Raw genomic sequence first — 18,255 nt, 5'->3', positions numbered from 1 at the left:
AACTCCGTTTTCAATAATTCATACGAGTAACTTTATCCTATTTTTATGAACTAAATATGAACAAATATATTTATTAAGTTTATAAAAAAGATCATTTGGCTTGTTAAGCAAACATAAGTATATTCCCGACTGGAAATTCCGTCAAATTTTTACAAAAAAAAAACACAGGGAATCCTGTGTTTAACGATCATTTATTGATTTCTTTATTAACCACCGTGCCGATGAGCTTCCAATGACCTTTTTCTAACAACCAAGTAGATTTAACCAATGCAATAAGGTCCGCATTTGCGATTCCAGTAACCCTTTGCTCCCCCAGTAATCCCACTTTATTGCCCTCTAATTGTATCGGTTGGAGACTGCTAAAAGTGTTTACGGTTAGCTCCGTGGGCTCATTTATCTTTCCTTTATAATAAAGGCCGAGCTTTTTATAATACTTTTGACGGTCCTTTAGATCAAACCGATAGAATTTTCCTGTTTTAGCAAGTTTGATTTCAGCTTTATACCCATTTAAAAAATGGCTATCCATTTCAAGCGGCTCAGGCAGGGCTAAATTCGTATGGACAAAATCCTTCATAGAAAAAGAGTAGTTATGAACAATTCGCTCATTTCCTCCGGTTAACACATTTGCAAATAAATCCTTCACCCCATCATGGTTTAAGTCCACTAGCAGGAGTGACGCCTTTGCACCACTTTCCAAAGGGAAGGAAAAGGTCTTTCCATTGGAGGCGGCAATTTCAATATAGATTTTCTCTAAAAATGTATCTTCTTTCTGATAAGGAACACCCTTTAAAAGGATTTCTTCCTCCTTTTCGTCTCCTGTAATATCTTCTTGCTCTTTTGTTATGGTGACCGTTTTTGTAGTTTCTTCAATTGCATAAACCCCAGTAATCGCAGTAAGTGACATGAGAAAAAACGAAGCAATCACCAGAAGCATCTCTTTTTTCATCCATGAACCCTCCCAACTCTGTTATTAGTTAGTATGTCCAGTTTTGGAAAAAAGATGAAAAAGGGACTCTCTTATTTTTAGAGAGTCCACAAAAAATTATTCATTTGGTTTTTCAGGTGCTGCTACTTTCCAAACAGTGGTTACCTTGCCGTTATCATCCTCATCAAGTATAAACGATCCATTCGAATAACGGTCACTGAAGTGAATATCTACTGTATGAAGTGTTTCGATATGTCCTTTTTCCGTTTGGAGATAAATAATATCCTGCTCATTAGCAATAACAAATCCGGTGATTCGGTGTGGATTTGACTTAAGCTCTCTTAAAATGACAACCCCGCGCTTGGCTCGAGTTGCTTTTTCAAACTCTTTCATTTTCATCCTCTTCACAGCTCCACGCTGCGTCGCAATAACGATCGTTTCATTACTATCTGGATGAATGATTTTTCCGCCAATGACAAAATCGTTATCCTTTAAATTCATCCCTTTAACTCCGGCAGCACGTGCACCGACAATACTGATTTCTTCTTCATGAAACCATAAGGAGTAACCTAAGTGGGTGATTAAGAATAATTCTTCCGTTCCATCTGTTATATGAACATCAGTTACTTGATCATCATCCTTGAGGTTGATGCCAACAAGCGGTTTGGAATATCGTTGTGCTTTATATTGTTTAAGCTCTGTTTTCTTGACCATGCCATTTTTCGTGACAAAGACAAGGAATAGATTTGCCTCAAAGTCTTTAACCGGAATCGCTTGGATAATCTCTTCCTCACGTTCAATTGGAATAATATTCGCGACATGCTGTCCAAGGTCTTTCCAACGGATATCCGGAAGCTCATGAACAGGGCAGAATAAATAATTTCCTTTATTCGTGAAGAGGAGAAGGACATCCTTTGTATTCATTTCAAGCTGAGCTAACAAACGGTCTGAATCTTTCATCGCTAAATCCTGGCCATTGGAAGCTGCATATGAACGTGGGCTCGTCCGTTTTACATACCCTTGTTTTGTGATCGTTACAATCACGTCTTCGCTAGGAACGGTAACTTCAAGATTGATTTTCAATTCTTCGATTTCAGCTACAATCTTAGAACGACGCGCATCTGCAAAACGTTTCTTCACATCTTTTAATTCTTTTTTAATGACAGAGAAAAGAGTTTTCTCACTTGCTAAAATACTAGTAAGCTCGTCAATTTTCTTCGCTAATTCTTCCGCTTCCTGCCTCAGTGCAGTGATATCGGTGTTTGTTAAGCGATAAAGCTGTAAGGAAACGATCGCTTCGGCTTGCAGCTCTGTGAAACCATACTTTGCCATCAAATTATCTTTCGCATCGCGTTTATCCTTGGATGCGCGGATGGTGGCAATTACTTCATCAAGGATGGATAAAGCTTTCATTAATCCTTCAACGATATGCTGACGCTCTTTCGCTTTATTAAGGTCATATTGCGACCTTCTTGTCACAACTTCTTTTTGGTGTTCGATATAAGCGTCCAGCATTTCTCTTAGTCCCATTAATTTTGGACGTTTTTTATAGATGGCAACCATATTAAAATTGTAGGTTACTTGAAGATCACTATTTTTGTATAAATAGTTCAAGACACCTTCTGCATCGGCATCTTTCTTTAAATCAATGACTATTCTTAAGCCTGTTCGGTCCGTTTCATCGCGGATCTCTGAAATTCCTTCTACTTTTCGATCGAGACGGAATTCATCCATTTTTTTAACAAGATTGGCTTTATTGACTTCATATGGTATTTCGGTAATGACTATTTGCTGCTTACCGCCACGAACCTCTTCTATTTCTGCTTTGCTCCGGACGATAATTTTCCCTTTACCAGTTTCATAGGCTTTTCTAATCCCATCAATCCCTTGAATGATACCGCCTGTAGGGAAATCTGGCCCTTTAATGATGGTCATCAGTTCGTCTACAGATACATCCGGTTGATCCATTCTCTTGATTACTCCGTCAATGATTTCTCCAAGGTGATGCGGGGGAATATCCGTTGCGTAACCTGCTGAAATTCCTGTCGAACCATTGACAAGAAGGTTCGGGAACATCGCTGGCAAGACCGTTGGTTCTTTCGATGTATCATCAAAGTTTGGAATAAATTCAACGGTATTTTTTTCGATGTCACGCATTAATTCGGCAGCAATCGCTGAAAGCCTTGCTTCAGTATAACGCATAGCTGCCGGCGGATCACCATCAACGCTACCGTTGTTTCCGTGCATTTGAACGAGGACGTTTCTAACCTTCCAGTCCTGACTCATCCGCACCATTGCCTCATAAACAGAGGTATCACCGTGTGGGTGGTAGTTACCGATGACATTACCAACGGTTTTTGCTGATTTTCGAAATCCTTTATCGTACGTATTTCCTTCCACATGCATCGCATAAAGAATTCTTCGCTGTACAGGCTTTAGGCCGTCACGTGCATCCGGAAGGGCACGTTCTTGAATGATGTACTTACTATATCTGCCAAAACGATCACCAATTACATCTTCTAGAGGCAAGTCACGGAATTTTTCATTTGTACTCATCCTTCAGAATCCTCCTCGGAGACCGTAATATTTTCATTTTCTAAAATGGTGTCATCTTCTTCTAAACCAAATGCTACATTACTTTCGATCCACTTGCGGCGCGGTTCAACCTTGTCGCCCATAAGGGTTGTAACGCGGCGTTCTGCTCGTGCAACATCATCGATTTTTACACGAATCAATGTCCGTGTTTCTGGATCCATTGTTGTATCCCATAGCTGGTCGGCATTCATTTCGCCAAGTCCTTTATAACGCTGAATAATATAGCCTCTGCCCACTTTTTTCAGGGCACCCTGGAGCTCATCATCACTCCAAGCATATTCGATAATTTCCTTTTTGCCTGTACCTTTACTCACTTTATAAAGCGGCGGGAGGGCAATAAACACTTTGCCTGCTTCTAGCAGCGGCTTCATATATCGATAAAAGAATGTAAGTAATAAGACCTGAATATGTGCTCCATCGGTATCAGCATCCGTCATAATGACAATTTTATCATAGTTGATATCTTCTACATTAAAATCCGTACCGACCCCACCGCCAATTGCATGGATGATCGTATTGATTTCTTCATTTTTAAAAATGTCAGAGAGTTTTGCTTTTTCCGTATTGATTACTTTACCTCTAAGTGGAAGTACGGCTTGAAAGCGGCGGTCACGCCCTTGTTTTGCGGAACCTCCCGCGGAATCACCCTCCACCAGGTATAGTTCATTTCTTTGAGGATTACGTGATTGGGCAGGTGTTAGTTTACCAGACAAAACGGCATCCGAACGTTTCCGTTTTTTACCGCTTCTAGCATCCTCACGCGCTTTTCTAGCAGCTTCTCGAGCTTGATAGGCTTTAATCGATTTTTTGATAAGAAGGGAGCTAATATCAGGGTTCTCTTCAAGAAAGTAGGAGAGATGTTCAGAAACAACAGCATCGACTGCTGACCTAGCCTCACTAGTTCCTAATTTCCCCTTTGTTTGTCCTTCGAACTGAAGTAGTTCTTCCGGGATTCGAACGGAGATTATTGCCGATAAACCTTCGCGGATATCTGCACCATCAAGGTTTTTGTCTTTATCTTTTAAGAATGAAACCTTGCGGGCATAATCGTTAAATACCCTGGTCATTGCTGTTTTTGCCCCTGCTTCATGGGTACCGCCATCTCTTGTGCGGACATTATTAACAAAGGAGAGGACATTTTCGGAATAGCCATCATTAAATTGAAACGCAAAATCCACTTCTATTCCATGCTGAGAGCCTTCTAAGCTGATAACCGGATGAAGGACATCCTTTTCTTCATTTAAATAAGCAACGAAGGCTTCAATCCCATTCTCATAATGAAAGACTTCATGGAAATCATTACGATCATCGATAATATCGATTTTCAATCCTTTTAGCAAGAAGGCTGACTCTCGTAACCTCTCACATAATGTTTCGAAATTGTAAGTAGTCGTCGAAAAAATGGTCGGATCTGGCTTAAAATGAATCGTTGTTCCTGTTTGATTGGTTTTGCCGATTTTTTCGAGAGTGGTTGCTGGCTTTCCCCCATTTTCAAAGCGCTGTTCATATACGAAACCGTCCCTTTTAATCGTGACAGTTAACCATTCAGATAATGCATTAACTACCGATGCACCAACACCATGCAAACCGCCGCTTGTTTTATATCCACCTTGGCCGAACTTTCCGCCGGCATGAAGCACTGTTAAAATAACCTCTGGTGTCGGTTTCCCCATTTTGTGCATACCTGTAGGCATGCCGCGTCCTCGGTCATTAACACTAATTGAATTATCTTTGTGTATTTTTACAATGATTTGATCACCAAATCCTCCAAGTGCTTCATCGACAGAATTGTCGACAATCTCATAAACGAGGTGATGAAGACCGCGTGAATCGGTGCTGCCAATGTACATTCCTGGACGCTTTCGAACCGCCTCTAGACCTTCTAGTACCTGTATGGCATCATCATTATAATCAAAAACTTGCTGATTCCTTGCCACTAAAATACCCCTTTCATTCCCTACAAAAAGAAGTATCCTTCTAATTGCTTCATGAACTAATTGATTAGTCATCTTTTTATTATCTTTTTATATTTTAAAATAGAACCAATGTTTGCCGCTTCTTATTTTATCATAAATCTTGCGGCTTCTATGCTATATTGTAGCGATTTATTTTAATTTGGCAAATACGTAATTTGAAACAACATACTTTTGTAATAATATTTTCTAGCGTTTTTTGGGGGATTGAAAGAAAAAAACTGCTAATAATTAGCAGTTTTATGGTAAACATTATGCTTTTGTTAACGCATGTTCGACTTTAATGCAGCGGTTCATAATAACCGTATAGCCATTGTTTTTTAAAAACTCATACGCCTCATCATTTTCTAGTCCAAGCTGCGCCCAATATACATCGGCATCAATCTCATCAAATTCTTTGGCTACATCGAACAATTGTTCCGACCTGCGAAAAACATTAACAATGTCTACATGTCCTTCAATATCTTTCAGAGAGGCAACTGCCTTGACACCAAGAACCTGATCGACAGTAGGATTCACTGGAATAATGTCATAACCCGCTTTTTGCATAGCAGCTGAAACTTGATAGGATGTTCGTTCAGGATTATCACTCAAACCAACAACTGCGATTCTTTTTGCCTTTTTTAAAATTGTCCCAATTTCATTACGACTTGGATTTTCAATGCTCATATGTCTCACTCCCTTTTCTCTTTATTTTACCTATATTTTCAAAAAATACATAATAAAAAGTTCTTAACAGAAAAACCCCTGGTAGAAGAGGCTGCATAAAATATTATTTAACTGGTTAAAAGTTTCGGTTTAACTTGTATCGTCGCCCGGTTTTTATATGTTTTATATGATTTTATCTAAATTATATTGTCTCTATACTTTGCTTTCAATGAATTAACAAAGGGTTTGAAAATTCTCCTTTTTTTCGTAATAAAATTGACTCTATTTGTACTTACTTGGGACAGAAAAGGAAAAGCGTGGTGTTTTTTCTATATTACATGGTAAAATAGAAGGACTGGATCTTTTTGTTGAAGGAGAATTTGTTAATGGTTCAAATTATTTTAGTTTTGGTTCTTGCGTATTTACTAGGTTCAATCCCTTCTGGTTTAATTATCGGAAAAGTATTTTATAAAACAGATATTCGCCAGCATGGGAGCGGAAATTTAGGCGGAACAAATACGTTTCGGACACTCGGTGTTAAAGCGGGCATGGCGGTGACACTTGCTGATATACTGAAAGGGACACTAGCAGCATCTCTGCCCTATCTTTTTCATGTCGATGTGAATCCATTAATGGCTGGAGTATTGGCTGTTATCGGTCATACCTATCCGATTTTTGCCGGGTTTCGTGGCGGAAAAGCCGTTGCTACTTCAGGTGGTGTCGTATTGTTCTACGCACCGTATATGTTTATCACAGTCCTTGTTATCTTTTTTATCAGCTTATACCTATCAAAATATGTTTCCTTATCCTCGATGATCGCAGGAATTACAGCTGTTCTGTTTGCTATAGTTACTGGTATTATTCGTGAATGGGACATCCCATTGCTCATCGTAGTATTTCTACTAGCATCGTTTGTGATATACCGGCACCGAGCCAATATTAAAAGAATTATTAATAAAACGGAACCGAAAATTAAATGGTTATAATGAAAAGGAACCTATAGCGGTTCCTTTTTAATTTATTAAATAGTTTTAAAATTATAGAAGTATATAATATAGTATAACTAACAGTCTAAAAATGGATTACATAAAAAACAAGCGCCTATTAAGGAGTAATTATGAAACGGAATGCTATTATACCTTCAGTTTTAATTATTGTTGCATGTGTCGGATTAGCTTCTTATCTCTTAATTCAACAAAGTCAACATTCAGATGAAGACGAAAAAGTTTATCCTTTAAAAGAGCATAAGCCTCGTTCTTTACTACTGATCAATCACGAGATAACAGAAAAAGTAACACTTGGTGCCATAGGGGATATTTTGATTCACGACAAAGTTTATAAAGATGCCTTTAATGGAGCTGCCTATCATTTTGAACCTATGTTTGAAAATGTGAAACCTCTATTAGAAAAGCCAGACGTTTTAACGGCCAATCAAGAAAGTATGTTAGGGGGACAAGCACTGGGTCTTTCCGGTTATCCAAGGTTCAATAGCCCATACGAGCTAGCAGATGCACTCGTCCATACAGGGGTCGATATAGTATCAACAGCGAATAATCACACGTTAGATAAAGGCGAAAAAGGGATTAAGTCGGAAGCCGCTTATTTAGAAAGTATTGGACTGCCACATGTGGGAAGCTTCCTTGATGAAAAGGACCGCCAAAATTTGAGGATACTAAATAAAAATGGGATTAAGCTTGCCTTTCTCTCCTATACCTACGGAACGAACGGAATCCCAGTACCAGACGGAAAAGATTTTCTCGTCAACCTGATTAATCGCGAATCGATGAAAGAAGAAATTCATCGCGCCAAAAAGCAATCAGATGTAGTGGTCATGAGCATTCATTGGGGTAATGAGTACAAGCGAATGCCGACAAAAGAACAAAAAGACCTTGCAAAATTTCTTGCTAATGAAGGAGTCGACATCATCTTTGGCTCTCATCCCCATGTCTTGCAGCCAATGGAATGGATAAAAACAGCGGAAGGGAAACAAACATTCGTCGTTTATTCATTAGGGAATTTTATTTCCGCCCAACATGGCGACTATAAAGATATTGGCGGTTTAACCACCATTGATATAACAAAACATGTATCAGAAAAAGGAACCACCATTGATTTGTCTAACCCGGCTTTTTATCCAACCTATGTCGCAAGTAAAAAGAATCATAATTTCCGTGTGGTTCCATTAGAGAAAGCAGGATCATTTGGTCTGCGAAATGCTAATGCGAAATTTAAAGAAATTCAAACACATATGCAACAATGGCTTCGGTAAAGCGGGGCCTTTTTACTCATAAAAGAAAGGTAGGAGGAACAAAGCGGATGGAAGGTATTAATCGACAAGGTATCTTGTTTAGGTTGTTATTTTTAACCATGACCTATTTTTTTGCAAGAGGTTACTACACTCCTTTTTTTGTTTTTCTGATTGCTTTATTATTATTAGTTGCTTTTTTTAAGGAAGACAAACGCTTATTTGCCTGGATGGTCATATCATTTTTTTTAGGTAATCTATTGCTAGTGAATATGGATAACTTAGAAAGTTTTCGTTTAACACCTTATTCGCTTGTCATGTCTAGTCAATTGTTTTATTAATCCCAATCATTATTATTAGTTATGTTATTAAGAAATTTAAACTAGAAATTAGTCCATTTTTAAAAAACCCTATGCTATCAGGAGAAATTCAACTCCCTTTTAACTTCGCTTTTTCGTTAAGAAAATTTTTTCTTATCCTTTGCCTTCTTTCAATACTAGCTATTATTGGGATACTTTTGATAAAAAAAGATGAAGTGCAATGGCATCCTTTGCTATTCATTTTATTGTTTTCGATCATCAATGCATTGCTAGAAGAGGTTTTGTGGCGCGGAATACTTCTTTATAAACTGATTACGATCACCAATCAAGGATTAGGTTTGATCGTCACCAGCATTGCTTTTGGCTTACATACGACCATGTTTGGATTTTCAATCTTAATATCAATTCTTTATATTTTTCTAGGATTAATATTTGGATTATTTACGTTATCATCTAAAAGTATCATTCCAGCTTTCATTGTTCATACCTTGATCACGATCCTAATAATAGTATCCGGATGGGGTAGGATTCCCGTTTAAATTTGCCGAAATTCCTAATCTAAAAAAAAATCCGCACTTTTAGAGTGGTTACTCTTCAAGTGGACGGATTTCTTTTTGCCATATATGTTCAAACAAACCTTCTTTATGTAAAATTTCTCTTTGTCGCTCACCTATTAAATCAAAATGCGAATAACCATCCTTCCGATGATGGATCCATTCTTTCCTTAACCCATATTTTTGGCCCCAAACTGCTAATTTTACAAGGTCATTGCAGCCCACCTTAGTGACTGTATTTGAACCTGGAAAGCGATCATCAAGCCAATAATGGGTTAAAAACGCAATTTCTCCGTTGTCAATTTTTCTTTTCCATTCGCTTATTTGCTGTTTTTTAATTCCAAAGGCCAATCAAGACACCTCAATGAATAAATTATTTCGTCGATAAAAGTAAGAATTTTAGTCCTTTTTCTTAATTTCCTCATATTTTAAATACCATTCAGGAAATGCCTTTTTGAATGAAGACGGTCTAAAATTATCCTTTTTAACAATAATATGGGTTGTTTTTCCTTCTGCACATATTTCATCATCGCCATTTACAATCGTATATCCATAAACAGTTTTGATGCCATTATTTAATTCTACCCATGTTTTTACAAACCCTTTATCACCATAGCGTAACGGTTTTTTGTAGGTCACTTGAACGTCATAAACAGGAGCAAAATAGCCTGACTCCTCCATGGCAAGATAATTGTATCCAATATCTTCAATTAATCCTGTTCTGCCAAGTTCAAAAAACTTTAGATAATTAGCATGGTAAATAACACCCATCATATCTGTATCAGCATAATAGAGCTGAATTTCTCTAGTCGAAATAAATAAATTTTCCACGGGTCACGACCCTTTCGTGATCATATTTTACATTTTATTGATTGCCTTTATTACATCTGCTCCCTCAAGCAGCAGGGACTTTTCAAAAAGATCTTCATCTTCTGCAACATCCATTAATCTTGAGGCCTGTGCTTGAATCATTTCATCCACCATGTTTGTTGCAAAACGGCCATTCCCTTTGAAGGATTCTTCATCCATCTTTTGAAGTAACAGCACTTTTGCTTCCCCTGTTAGGTGGTATTGAAAACTATTAGCATAGACCGCCATGATTTCAAGCAGTTCCTCTGTTGAATAATCAGGAAATAAAAAGAACTTTTTAAAGCGGGAGCGAAGACCAGGATTGCTTTCTAGGAGCAAGTCCATTTCATGTGGGTAACCTGCCAAGACAACGACTAGGTTTTCATTATGCTTGGTCATTTCATCAACAAGTGTATCTATGACCTCTTTACCAAAATCACCTGTTGTCGAACTGAAAAGGGAATAGGCCTCGTCAATAAATAAGACACCACCGAGAGCTTCCCTAATTTTTTTCTTTGTTTTCCCTGCCGTTTGACCTACATATCCGGCTACAAAATCTGCCCTGCTTGCTACGATAAGATGACCTCGTTTTAAAATGCCACATTCCTTTAAAAGCTCCGCATAAATCTTAGCTACGGTTGTTTTTCCTGTACCAGGATTTCCGGTGAAAACAGCATGAAGCTGAATAGGTACGGGCGGCAGCCCTTTTTTCATCCGGTACTGCTGCATTTTTACAAACTTGAAAAGGGACCGTATCTCAACCTTTGAGGCGTCTAACCCAATTAGTCGATCCAATTTTTCATAAGGAGACTCTACACTTTCCTCTTTTTCTAAAAGAAAGTCCTCTTTATTCAGTAACATAAAATCTAAGATGTTATCATCCTTTACTTCCTTGTCAGAGCCCTTTTTAAAAATCGCATCTAAGACAATATTGCGGACTGTTCTAGCATTTCCAAAGGAATCATCCACCCGTTCACGATCGAGACGATGATTGATTTCGATTTTTGCCTCTTCGCTAAGGAAGTAATCATTATCTGATGCCACATGTTCTGCAATGTTTATTAATTCTTCATTCGAATAATTTGGCAAATGAATGAGATTGGACTGAGGAAAACGACTGCGTAAACCTGGGTTTGCGTCTAAAAAGGAGCGCATTTCCTCGGGATAGCCTGCCATAATGACCGCGAATTTCCCGCCATATTCATTTCCTGTCATAAGCGAAACCAGTGTATCAATCGCCGCTTGACCATAATCGTTGCCTGTTTGCCCCTCACGTTTTAGACTATAGGCCTCATCAATAAATAACACCCCGCCAATAGAGCGCTCGACAACCGTTCGGACGTTTTCTTCTGTTTGGCCGACAAATGAACCGACAAGCTGCGAACGATCCGTCTCAATTACTTCCTCACGAGGCAAGACACCTAATTCGTGATAAATTTTCGCAAGTAACCTGGCAAGTGTTGTTTTTCCTGTACCCGGATTACCGGTTAAGATCATGTTCAAGCTCAATTCGTCCTTTATTTGAAAACCGAGCTCCTTCCTCTGCTTTTGGTACTTTAAAAATCGGTAAAAATCATTGATCCGATTTTTAACAAACTCCATCCCAATCATTTCATTCAGTTGATCCAAGGCATTGATTCGATCAGGAAGACTCTCAGTTTCTTCTTCAATAAATTCCCTTTGCCAAGTAGCTTTAATTTCCTCTAAATTAGATAAGTGCAATTTCAAGTCATCATAATAGGTGGAAGTATGGAAAACACCTGTAATCGATTGATCGTACTCCTCAGCTGCCTTTAATAAATTTCCTGTTTCGTCTATAGCAGAAGACAACAACCCGGAAAGAAGCTGATGTTTTTGGAATAAATCCTTATTATCTAATGTTGAGGAAAGCTCTCTTTTCGTTTCTAAAACCTGGTGAATCTCATCGGCATCCGTTAAAAAGTTCTGACACACTTCTATGTATTGTTCCGCTGTTTTCTTTTTGGCAGTTCGATTATCTGTTTCTCTCATTGCAGGAAAGGTAAGCTGCGAAAGTAACCCCTCCATCTTTTTCCAATCCGATTGCATCATATATTCTTTTGCGGCTTGATTATCAGGGTTTAGTTTAAGCGCTCTTTCAAGCCATACCACTGCCATTTTATCCTTTTTATTTCGACCAATCCGTGACAAAGCGGCAAGTGTTAATATCTTTGATAGGATAACGGAATTGGATTCGTACGTAAGAGCGGAAATTAATGCACTTTCATTTGAAATAGACCCGTTTTCGTTTAATTCAATTTCCCATTGCTTTAATTTATCATGTATTGTAAGTTGATTTACTAGTTGTCTCAAGGTTATCACTTCTTTTTCAAAATTTCCTTTCTATCTTACCATAACAGTCGCTCCATACCTAAACAAAAAGACCCGTCCATTATGAACAGGTCTCCCACTTTTTTAGCTTTCTTGATTATGCGCCTCATCCTTAATTTCTGAACGGAATGAGTCGATGCTCTCACGTCGGCGTTCATTCTTTGCTTCAATTTCCTGACGTTGTGTCTCACTGTCTGTTAATGCTAACGATTCTTCAGCTGCTTCGATATTATTTTCTGTATTTTGAATCATGGCTTGAAGCTTTTCGACGTTATCGCTGCGATCATCCGGATTCGGTTTGTTATTATAGGCCATCATAATTCCTCCCATGGTGTAATTGGTACAAATATAGTTTGTTACTGACTCCAAAAATTAAACTAAAAAAATTTTTTAATGACAAAAAAGACCCATAGGCTTTCGCCATTGAGTCTTATAATCTATACCTATTCACCTTTTGTTTGAATTACTTGGGCATGCTGCCCTGATGTATCATTCATTTTCTTCCCCTTATTCCCATTAAACCCTCGGGGTTGTGTGCCAGTATGGCTAGGTACAAAATGTTTGCTATCTTTTTTCGGATTACCCATGTCATGATCCCTCCTTACTTTCATTTTCTCCATAAGGTTGGAAAACATAATTGGTAATCTTTTTTAGTTATTCTGCTTTACCGAGACGTTTTTCTTCCAAGCGTTGTTCGATTTTTTCAATTGCAGCACGATCTTTTAAAAGCTGTGATTTATTTTCGGATACAAGCTCTGCAAACGAGCGTTTTCTAGGTTTTCTCATCGGTATCACCGTCCTTATTTCCTATTGTAACAGTTATTATGCCCGGAAACGGTTGCAATTATTACAACTTTTTGAAAATTATATCGTTTTTTAAATATTTATTATAAAAGAAAAAAACGCTGGAGTAATCCAACGTTTTTTGTTTATTTTAGTTTATTTGTAAAATCTTTCATATCTTCAAGTTTCATTCCACCGACATATTTATTCTGGATCATCCCTTTACTATCAATAAAATACGTAGTTGGAATGGAAAGTACTTGATAGGTTTCATTTACTTTATCATCGGCATCAAGAGGGATTGGAAAAGTAATTTTATTTTCATCAACAAATCCTTGAACATCTAATTGTGGATCAATGTTAACCGCTAAAATTACGATATCCTTTTCCATTTGCTTGGAAAATTGCTCCATAGCTGGCATTTCTGCTTTACAAGGAGGACACCATGTTGCCCAAAAGTTAAGCATAACTTTTTTTCCTTTTAAATTGGAAAGTTTCACGGTCTCACCTGTTAATGTTTTAAGTTCAAAATCAGGTGCCTTTGCTCCTATAGCGAGTCCTTCATTACCAGCTGTTGTTTGACTTGTAGTTTCGGGAGTTTCTGTTTTTTTATCCATTGCCTGAACAATCGCTACTGTAAGTAATGTAACTAATATTACAGCAGCAATTACTTTTTTAATCATCCCCGAATCCTCCTTTACTTCATACTCTGCTACTTCGATTTTACACTATAAACCTAGGTGAAACAAAACTTGGATATGCCGAAACTGTGACAATTCACAAAGTTTACATGTTTTTATAGGTGTTTCCCAATTCAGCTAAAATATTTTTCGTGACTATTTTAACGATTAGGTTAACTGCTTTCTTTTCTTCAGGATATAAAAAGTCTGTGAAGCTCTTCCTGATAATTTCCTTTTATTATACCCTTTTCGGTTATGATTGCTGTAACCAAGTCATAAGGAGTGACATCAAAAGCAGGGTTAAATACTTTTACACCTTCAGGGGCTGTCCTTTTGCCAAATCCTTCAGTTATTTCGGAGGCATCTCTTTCCTCGATTGGGATATCAGCACCTGTCTTAGTTTCTAAATCAATGGTAGAGAGCGGTGCCGCTACGTAAAACGGAATATTATGGGCCTTCGCTAATAATGCCACACCGTATGTACCAATCTTGTTGGCGACATCACCATTTGCCGCTACGCAATCACAACCGACGATAACAGCGTCAACCCAGCCTTTTTGCATGACCATTGCTGCCATATTGTCTGTGATTAAGGTGACATCAATGCCAGCTTGCATAAGCTCCCAAGCTGTCAAACGAGCCCCTTGTAAAAGCGGTCTTGTTTCATCCGCAAACACCTTTATATCCCAGCCTTTTTCTTTTGCTAAATAAAGCGGAGAAAGGGCTGTTCCATATCTTGCAGTTGCGATGCCGCCCGCATTGCAGTGTGTGAGAACTCCCATCCCATCCTTTAAAAGGTTTAATGCATGCTCCCCGATCGTACGGCAAACTTCTTCATCTTCATTACGAATTGTATGTGCTTCATTTTCTAGTGCTTCTTTGATTTGATGGATCGGTAATTCTTTTTCTTTTAAGGCTCTGTCATTCATTCGTTTTAGTGCCCAAAATAGGTTAACCGCGGTAGGTCGTGAAGTGGCCAAATAATCTGATTGCTTTTTAAAATGAGCATAAAAATCTTCAAAGGAATTTTCAGGTGCATCTTTTATACCAAGCACTAAACCATATGCTGCCGCGATTCCAATCGCTGGGGCACCTCGGACTTTTAATTGTTTTATTGCATCCCAGGCGTCTTCAATTTTAATCGTTTCAAGAAATTCTGTTATATTTGGAATTTTGGTTTGATCAAGTATTTTAAGGACTCCGTTTTCATAAGAAACGGATTGTAAGTATGTGTTTTCCATGGAGAAACATCCCTTCTGCTTAAATAACCTCTATTATGTATTAAATTTCAACTTCTACCTATGTAATTTTAACAATATCCATGACATATGCAATACTTTCATTTTTATAAGATGGAATTCTTAAATATTAACTAAATTGCGCAAAAATTTGTTAAAATAAAAACAAGACTGGAGGGGATTCTTTTGAAGATTCTTGTTTTAGGTGGAAGTCGCTTTTTGGGGAGAACATTTGTGGAAGAGGCTTTGAGGCGAAATCATGAAGTGACGATTTTTAATCGCGGAATTCAAAATCCAGGAATAAAAGACGTTGAAGTCCTTACTGGGAATCGGTTTGGTAATTTGAAAGCGCTTCAAAACCGCAACTGGGATGCTGTTTTGGATACAAGCGGATTTATTCCATATACGGTCCAAAATACAACCAATTTATTGAAGGATCGCGTAAAACATTATACATTCATCTCGAGTATATCCGTTTACCAAGACTGGGTTCCAGAAAATTTAGATGAAAGCTACTCTGTTTTAGAAATGTCACTTGAGGAAGCTAATAAACTTTCAATGGATTCAGACGAGCCGGTTTATGAATATTATGGACATTTTAAAGCGTTATGTGAGCAGATTGCTGAAAAAAATTTGCCTGGACGAGTGTTAAACGTGCGGGCGGGTCAGTTAATTGGGCCGAATGATTATACCGACCGTGTTCCCTATTGGATTAACAGAATAGCAAAAGGCGGCAAGGTTATGGTGCCTGGGAGCCCTTATCGACGTGTGCAGTTGATTGACAATAAAGACCTTTCGAATTGGATCCTCGATATGGAAGAGCAGGATTCCACAGGAACCTTTAATGCAACAGGGCCTGATTATTCTCTAACGATGAAAGAGTTTATCGACGCATGTATCAAAGTGACTGATTCAAATGCAGAAGTGGTTTGGGCAGATGAGAAATTCCTTTTGGATCAAAAAGTGGCCCCTTGGACAGAGTTGCCTCTCTGGGTACCAGAGAATTATCCTTTATCACCTGAGACTAAAGAGCCTTGGAAAGGTGCTTTCTCCATCAACGTTGATAAAGCGATTCAGAGTGGGCTTTCCTTTAGAAAGCTTGAGGAAAGTATCGCTGATATTTATGAGTGGGAGAAAACTCGCCATTTGACGGAATATGAGTGGAAATCGGGGATGCGAGCGGAAAAAGAGAAAGAACTGCTTACCATATTAAAAGAAAAATAATCAGCTTTTGGATTCGCAAATAAATCCGATTTTTTCACAAATAAACCATCAATTATCGAGGGAAAACAACGGAAGAGAGCAGATATCCCTGCTCTCTTCCGTTGTTAATTGCTTAAATTCCGTTTTTGCTTAAGAAGTTCTTTAAATTCTTGGTCTAATACAAAATATTTAGGATCTTTTTGATCGATTAATGATAATTCTCCCAAAATCACCGCGATCTTGTTTTCAATGATTAATAATGCTTCTTCTTGATTATCCTCTTTCTTTACTTTTTTGTTAAAATATTCCTTTGGCGTCATTTCTACCCGTTTAATTTGCTGGTTTTCAAATACTAGCAGCCGGTCGCATAATTTATTTAAGAAATAATAATCATGGGAAACCGTTATGATCGTCCCTTTAAACTCAGCTAATGTCTTTTCCAGCTGCTCCCTGCTCGGCAAATCTAAATGATTCGTCGGTTCGTCTAGGATAAGAACATCGTATTCTTTCATTAACATATCGACTAGCTTTACTCTTGTTCGTTCGCCCAAACTCAAAGTCCTAATTGGTTTAGTTATGAACGCGTCTTGTAAGCCCAAATTGGCGAGTAAGGTCCGTGCTTTTAACACATCTTCCCTATCTGTGAAACCTAAAGCCTCCATCACCGATTTATCGTCTGGTAAATCATCAACATCCTGACTTAAATAAGCAACGTTTATCGAGTCGCTCTTCCATAGATTACCATCTGTATACGTCTCTTGATCTAGGATCATCTTAATTAATGTCGTTTTCCCGCAGCCATTTTCCCCTAAGAGTCCCATTCGCTCTCCGTGGTTAATGTAGAAGTTAGAGCTATGAAAGAGTGTTCGATCCTCGTACGATTTATTTAGACGTTGGGCCTCGACAATCCGTTTGCCTCTCTTCCCTTGAGTGTCAAACTGGAACCTTACTTGGACTTCATCTAACGGCTTATCAATTTTATTTTTTTCAAGCTCATTTTGCAGACGTTTCATTTTTGATTTCACTTGATTGTCTGTTTTTTTAGCCTTAGCCCGATGGTATTCCTTAATCCCATTTTGTCTTTTACTGGGTCCTGATCCCTTTTTGGTTGAATCACGATGGGCTTTTTCCGACCATGACTTTAATTGTTCCATTTGTGATTCAACCATTTCTATTTGCCGTTGCTGGACGCTATATTGATGGCGCTGATTCTCCTCCCGATGTTGTTTTTCAACACGATAGTCACTATAGTTTCCATTGTAAAAGTGGAGCTTACCATTTTCAATTTCGAAAATACGATGCACTGTTTTATCTAAAAAATGACGGTCATGAGAGATAATTAAGACAGGTCCTTGAAATTTTTCTAGTTCGGTTACCAGCCACTGAATCCCATGAAAATCCAAGTGATTTGTCGGTTCATCCAAAATTAAGAAGTCAGGTTTTGATGCCCAAACCGTCGAGAGTGCCAGTTTTAATTTTTCCCCTCCGCTTAAATGATTTAATCGGTCTTCCTCCCAGTCATAGACCTTTTGAAGACCTAACTCACTAGCATGCAGGAATAATTCTTTCGTTGTGCTTCCTGATAATGACTGATGAAAATCACTTATCTCATAATCAATCGACTGCGATAGATAGCCTATTGTTAACTCGCTTGATTTTTCGATGATCCCTTTATCGGGTGTTATTTTCCCGAAAAGGATATTGGCTAGTGTTGTCTTTCCTGTACCATTGTACCCGACAAGGCCAATCCTTTCCCCGTTCTTTATCTCAAATTGGATATTTTCGAATACCTTTCTTAAATGAAAACTTTTTTCTAAGCCGATTACTTTAATGACTGTTTTTTGATTTGAATGCATAAAAAAACTCCCTTCAATTGAACCTGAAGAGAGTTTA

General features: G+C 38.1%; 18 protein-coding genes. 5 read left to right on the top strand and 13 right to left on the bottom strand.

Features of this window, described 5'->3' with window-relative positions; all coding sequences use genetic code 11:
• Positions 1 to 187 precede the first annotated feature (187 nt).
• The 4 genes from ACSU6B_RS14820 to ACSU6B_RS14805 form a co-directional block, all read right to left on the bottom strand.
• A complete protein-coding gene (locus ACSU6B_RS14820; protein WP_410886278.1) occupies positions 188 to 946 on the bottom strand; it encodes a hypothetical protein in 759 nt (252 codons plus the stop codon).
• A gap of 96 nt (positions 947 to 1,042) precedes the next feature.
• Positions 1,043 to 3,481: a DNA topoisomerase IV subunit A gene (gene parC / locus ACSU6B_RS14815; RefSeq protein WP_410886276.1), complete on the bottom strand. Its 2,439-nt coding sequence runs from the start codon at positions 3,479 to 3,481 to the stop codon at positions 1,043 to 1,045.
• A complete protein-coding gene (parE, locus tag ACSU6B_RS14810; protein ID WP_215004289.1) occupies positions 3,478 to 5,457 on the bottom strand; it encodes a DNA topoisomerase IV subunit B in 1,980 nt (659 codons plus the stop codon). The genes parC and parE overlap by 4 nt, the downstream gene beginning before the upstream one ends.
• 288 nt (positions 5,458 to 5,745) lie before the next feature.
• Positions 5,746 to 6,162, bottom strand: a complete 417-nt coding sequence (locus ACSU6B_RS14805) for a CoA-binding protein (protein WP_410886274.1) — start codon at positions 6,160 to 6,162, stop codon at positions 5,746 to 5,748.
• Positions 6,163 to 6,527: 365 nt separating this feature from the next.
• Between ACSU6B_RS14805 and plsY the strand changes: the two genes are divergently transcribed.
• From plsY to ACSU6B_RS14785, 4 genes are all read left to right on the top strand, one after another.
• Positions 6,528 to 7,127 carry a glycerol-3-phosphate 1-O-acyltransferase PlsY gene (plsY, locus tag ACSU6B_RS14800; RefSeq protein ID WP_215004285.1) on the top strand — a complete coding sequence of 200 codons (600 nt, stop codon included), beginning with the start codon at positions 6,528 to 6,530 and terminating at the stop codon, positions 7,125 to 7,127.
• A 131-nt stretch (positions 7,128 to 7,258) separates the two neighbouring features.
• Positions 7,259 to 8,410 carry a CapA family protein gene (locus ACSU6B_RS14795; protein WP_410886272.1) on the top strand — a complete coding sequence of 384 codons (1,152 nt, stop codon included), beginning with the start codon at positions 7,259 to 7,261 and terminating at the stop codon, positions 8,408 to 8,410.
• Between the two features lie 47 nt (positions 8,411 to 8,457).
• Positions 8,458 to 8,727, top strand: a complete 270-nt coding sequence (locus tag ACSU6B_RS14790) for a hypothetical protein (RefSeq protein WP_410886270.1) — start codon at positions 8,458 to 8,460, stop codon at positions 8,725 to 8,727.
• Positions 8,728 to 8,903: 176 nt separating this feature from the next.
• Positions 8,904 to 9,245 (top strand): CPBP family intramembrane glutamic endopeptidase, encoded by a 342-nt coding sequence (locus ACSU6B_RS14785; protein WP_410886268.1) that lies wholly within the window; start codon positions 8,904 to 8,906, stop codon positions 9,243 to 9,245.
• A gap of 48 nt (positions 9,246 to 9,293) precedes the next feature.
• Here ACSU6B_RS14785 and ACSU6B_RS14780 read toward each other — a convergent pair whose 3' ends face one another.
• The 8 genes from ACSU6B_RS14780 to mtnA form a co-directional block, all read right to left on the bottom strand.
• Positions 9,294 to 9,611, bottom strand: a complete 318-nt coding sequence (locus tag ACSU6B_RS14780; RefSeq protein WP_410886266.1) for a hypothetical protein — start codon at positions 9,609 to 9,611, stop codon at positions 9,294 to 9,296.
• A gap of 48 nt (positions 9,612 to 9,659) precedes the next feature.
• Entirely contained in the window at positions 9,660 to 10,091 is a 432-nt protein-coding gene (locus ACSU6B_RS14775) for an acyl-CoA thioesterase (RefSeq protein WP_215013420.1), read from the bottom strand.
• Between the two features lie 27 nt (positions 10,092 to 10,118).
• On the bottom strand, positions 10,119 to 12,440 hold the full coding sequence (locus ACSU6B_RS14770) for an AAA family ATPase (protein ID WP_410886264.1): 2,322 nt from the start codon (positions 12,438 to 12,440) through the stop codon (positions 10,119 to 10,121).
• A gap of 102 nt (positions 12,441 to 12,542) precedes the next feature.
• Positions 12,543 to 12,776: a small acid-soluble spore protein Tlp gene (gene tlp, locus ACSU6B_RS14765; protein ID WP_373408494.1), complete on the bottom strand. Its 234-nt coding sequence runs from the start codon at positions 12,774 to 12,776 to the stop codon at positions 12,543 to 12,545.
• 125 nt (positions 12,777 to 12,901) lie between these two features.
• The gene (locus ACSU6B_RS14760; RefSeq protein WP_098260605.1) at positions 12,902 to 13,045 is read right to left on the bottom strand and encodes an acid-soluble spore protein N; all 144 of its coding nucleotides are present in this window, start codon (positions 13,043 to 13,045) and stop codon (positions 12,902 to 12,904) included.
• A 67-nt stretch (positions 13,046 to 13,112) separates the two neighbouring features.
• Positions 13,113 to 13,244 carry an FbpB family small basic protein gene (locus ACSU6B_RS14755; protein ID WP_088087694.1) on the bottom strand — a complete coding sequence of 44 codons (132 nt, stop codon included), beginning with the start codon at positions 13,242 to 13,244 and terminating at the stop codon, positions 13,113 to 13,115.
• Positions 13,245 to 13,387: 143 nt separating this feature from the next.
• Positions 13,388 to 13,924, bottom strand: a complete 537-nt coding sequence (locus tag ACSU6B_RS14750; RefSeq protein ID WP_410886261.1) for a redoxin domain-containing protein — start codon at positions 13,922 to 13,924, stop codon at positions 13,388 to 13,390.
• A gap of 188 nt (positions 13,925 to 14,112) precedes the next feature.
• Positions 14,113 to 15,162, bottom strand: a complete 1,050-nt coding sequence (gene mtnA, locus ACSU6B_RS14745; protein ID WP_410886259.1) for an S-methyl-5-thioribose-1-phosphate isomerase — start codon at positions 15,160 to 15,162, stop codon at positions 14,113 to 14,115.
• A 183-nt stretch (positions 15,163 to 15,345) separates the two neighbouring features.
• Between mtnA and ACSU6B_RS14740 the strand changes: the two genes are divergently transcribed.
• Entirely contained in the window at positions 15,346 to 16,383 is a 1,038-nt protein-coding gene (locus ACSU6B_RS14740; RefSeq protein WP_410886257.1) for an NAD-dependent epimerase/dehydratase family protein, read from the top strand.
• Positions 16,384 to 16,487: 104 nt separating this feature from the next.
• Here ACSU6B_RS14740 and abc-f read toward each other — a convergent pair whose 3' ends face one another.
• Complete coding sequence (abc-f, locus tag ACSU6B_RS14735; protein ID WP_410886255.1) at positions 16,488 to 18,218, bottom strand: ribosomal protection-like ABC-F family protein; 1,731 nt, start codon at positions 18,216 to 18,218, stop codon at positions 16,488 to 16,490.
• Between the last annotated feature and the right edge of the window lie 37 nt (positions 18,219 to 18,255).

The organism is Neobacillus sp. C211 (assembly GCF_051842875.1).
In the GTDB taxonomy this organism is placed as follows: Bacteria; Bacillota; Bacilli; order Bacillales; family Cytobacillaceae; genus Neobacillus.
This window is presented reverse-complemented; position numbering and strand designations above follow the sequence as displayed.

Excerpts from the sequence above, each read along its gene's own strand:
- ACSU6B_RS14820 (WP_410886278.1), bottom strand. The coding sequence starts at position 946 with ATGAAAAAAGAGATGCTTCTGGTGATTGCTTCGTTTTTTCTCATGTCA.
- parC (WP_410886276.1), bottom strand. The coding sequence starts at position 3,481 with ATGAGTACAAATGAAAAATTCCGTGACTTGCCTCTAGAAGATGTAATT.
- ACSU6B_RS14805 (WP_410886274.1), bottom strand. The coding sequence starts at position 6,162 with ATGAGCATTGAAAATCCAAGTCGTAATGAAATTGGGACAATTTTAAAA.
- plsY (WP_215004285.1), top strand. The coding sequence starts at position 6,528 with ATGGTTCAAATTATTTTAGTTTTGGTTCTTGCGTATTTACTAGGTTCA.
- ACSU6B_RS14795 (WP_410886272.1), top strand. The coding sequence starts at position 7,259 with ATGAAACGGAATGCTATTATACCTTCAGTTTTAATTATTGTTGCATGT.
- ACSU6B_RS14790 (WP_410886270.1), top strand. The coding sequence starts at position 8,458 with ATGGAAGGTATTAATCGACAAGGTATCTTGTTTAGGTTGTTATTTTTA.
- tlp (WP_373408494.1), bottom strand. The coding sequence starts at position 12,776 with ATGATGGCCTATAATAACAAACCGAATCCGGATGATCGCAGCGATAAC.
- ACSU6B_RS14760 (WP_098260605.1), bottom strand. The coding sequence starts at position 13,045 with ATGGGTAATCCGAAAAAAGATAGCAAACATTTTGTACCTAGCCATACT.
- ACSU6B_RS14755 (WP_088087694.1), bottom strand. The coding sequence starts at position 13,244 with ATGAGAAAACCTAGAAAACGCTCGTTTGCAGAGCTTGTATCCGAAAAT.
- ACSU6B_RS14750 (WP_410886261.1), bottom strand. The coding sequence starts at position 13,924 with ATGATTAAAAAAGTAATTGCTGCTGTAATATTAGTTACATTACTTACA.
- mtnA (WP_410886259.1), bottom strand. The coding sequence starts at position 15,162 with ATGGAAAACACATACTTACAATCCGTTTCTTATGAAAACGGAGTCCTT.
- abc-f (WP_410886255.1), bottom strand. The coding sequence starts at position 18,218 with ATGCATTCAAATCAAAAAACAGTCATTAAAGTAATCGGCTTAGAAAAA.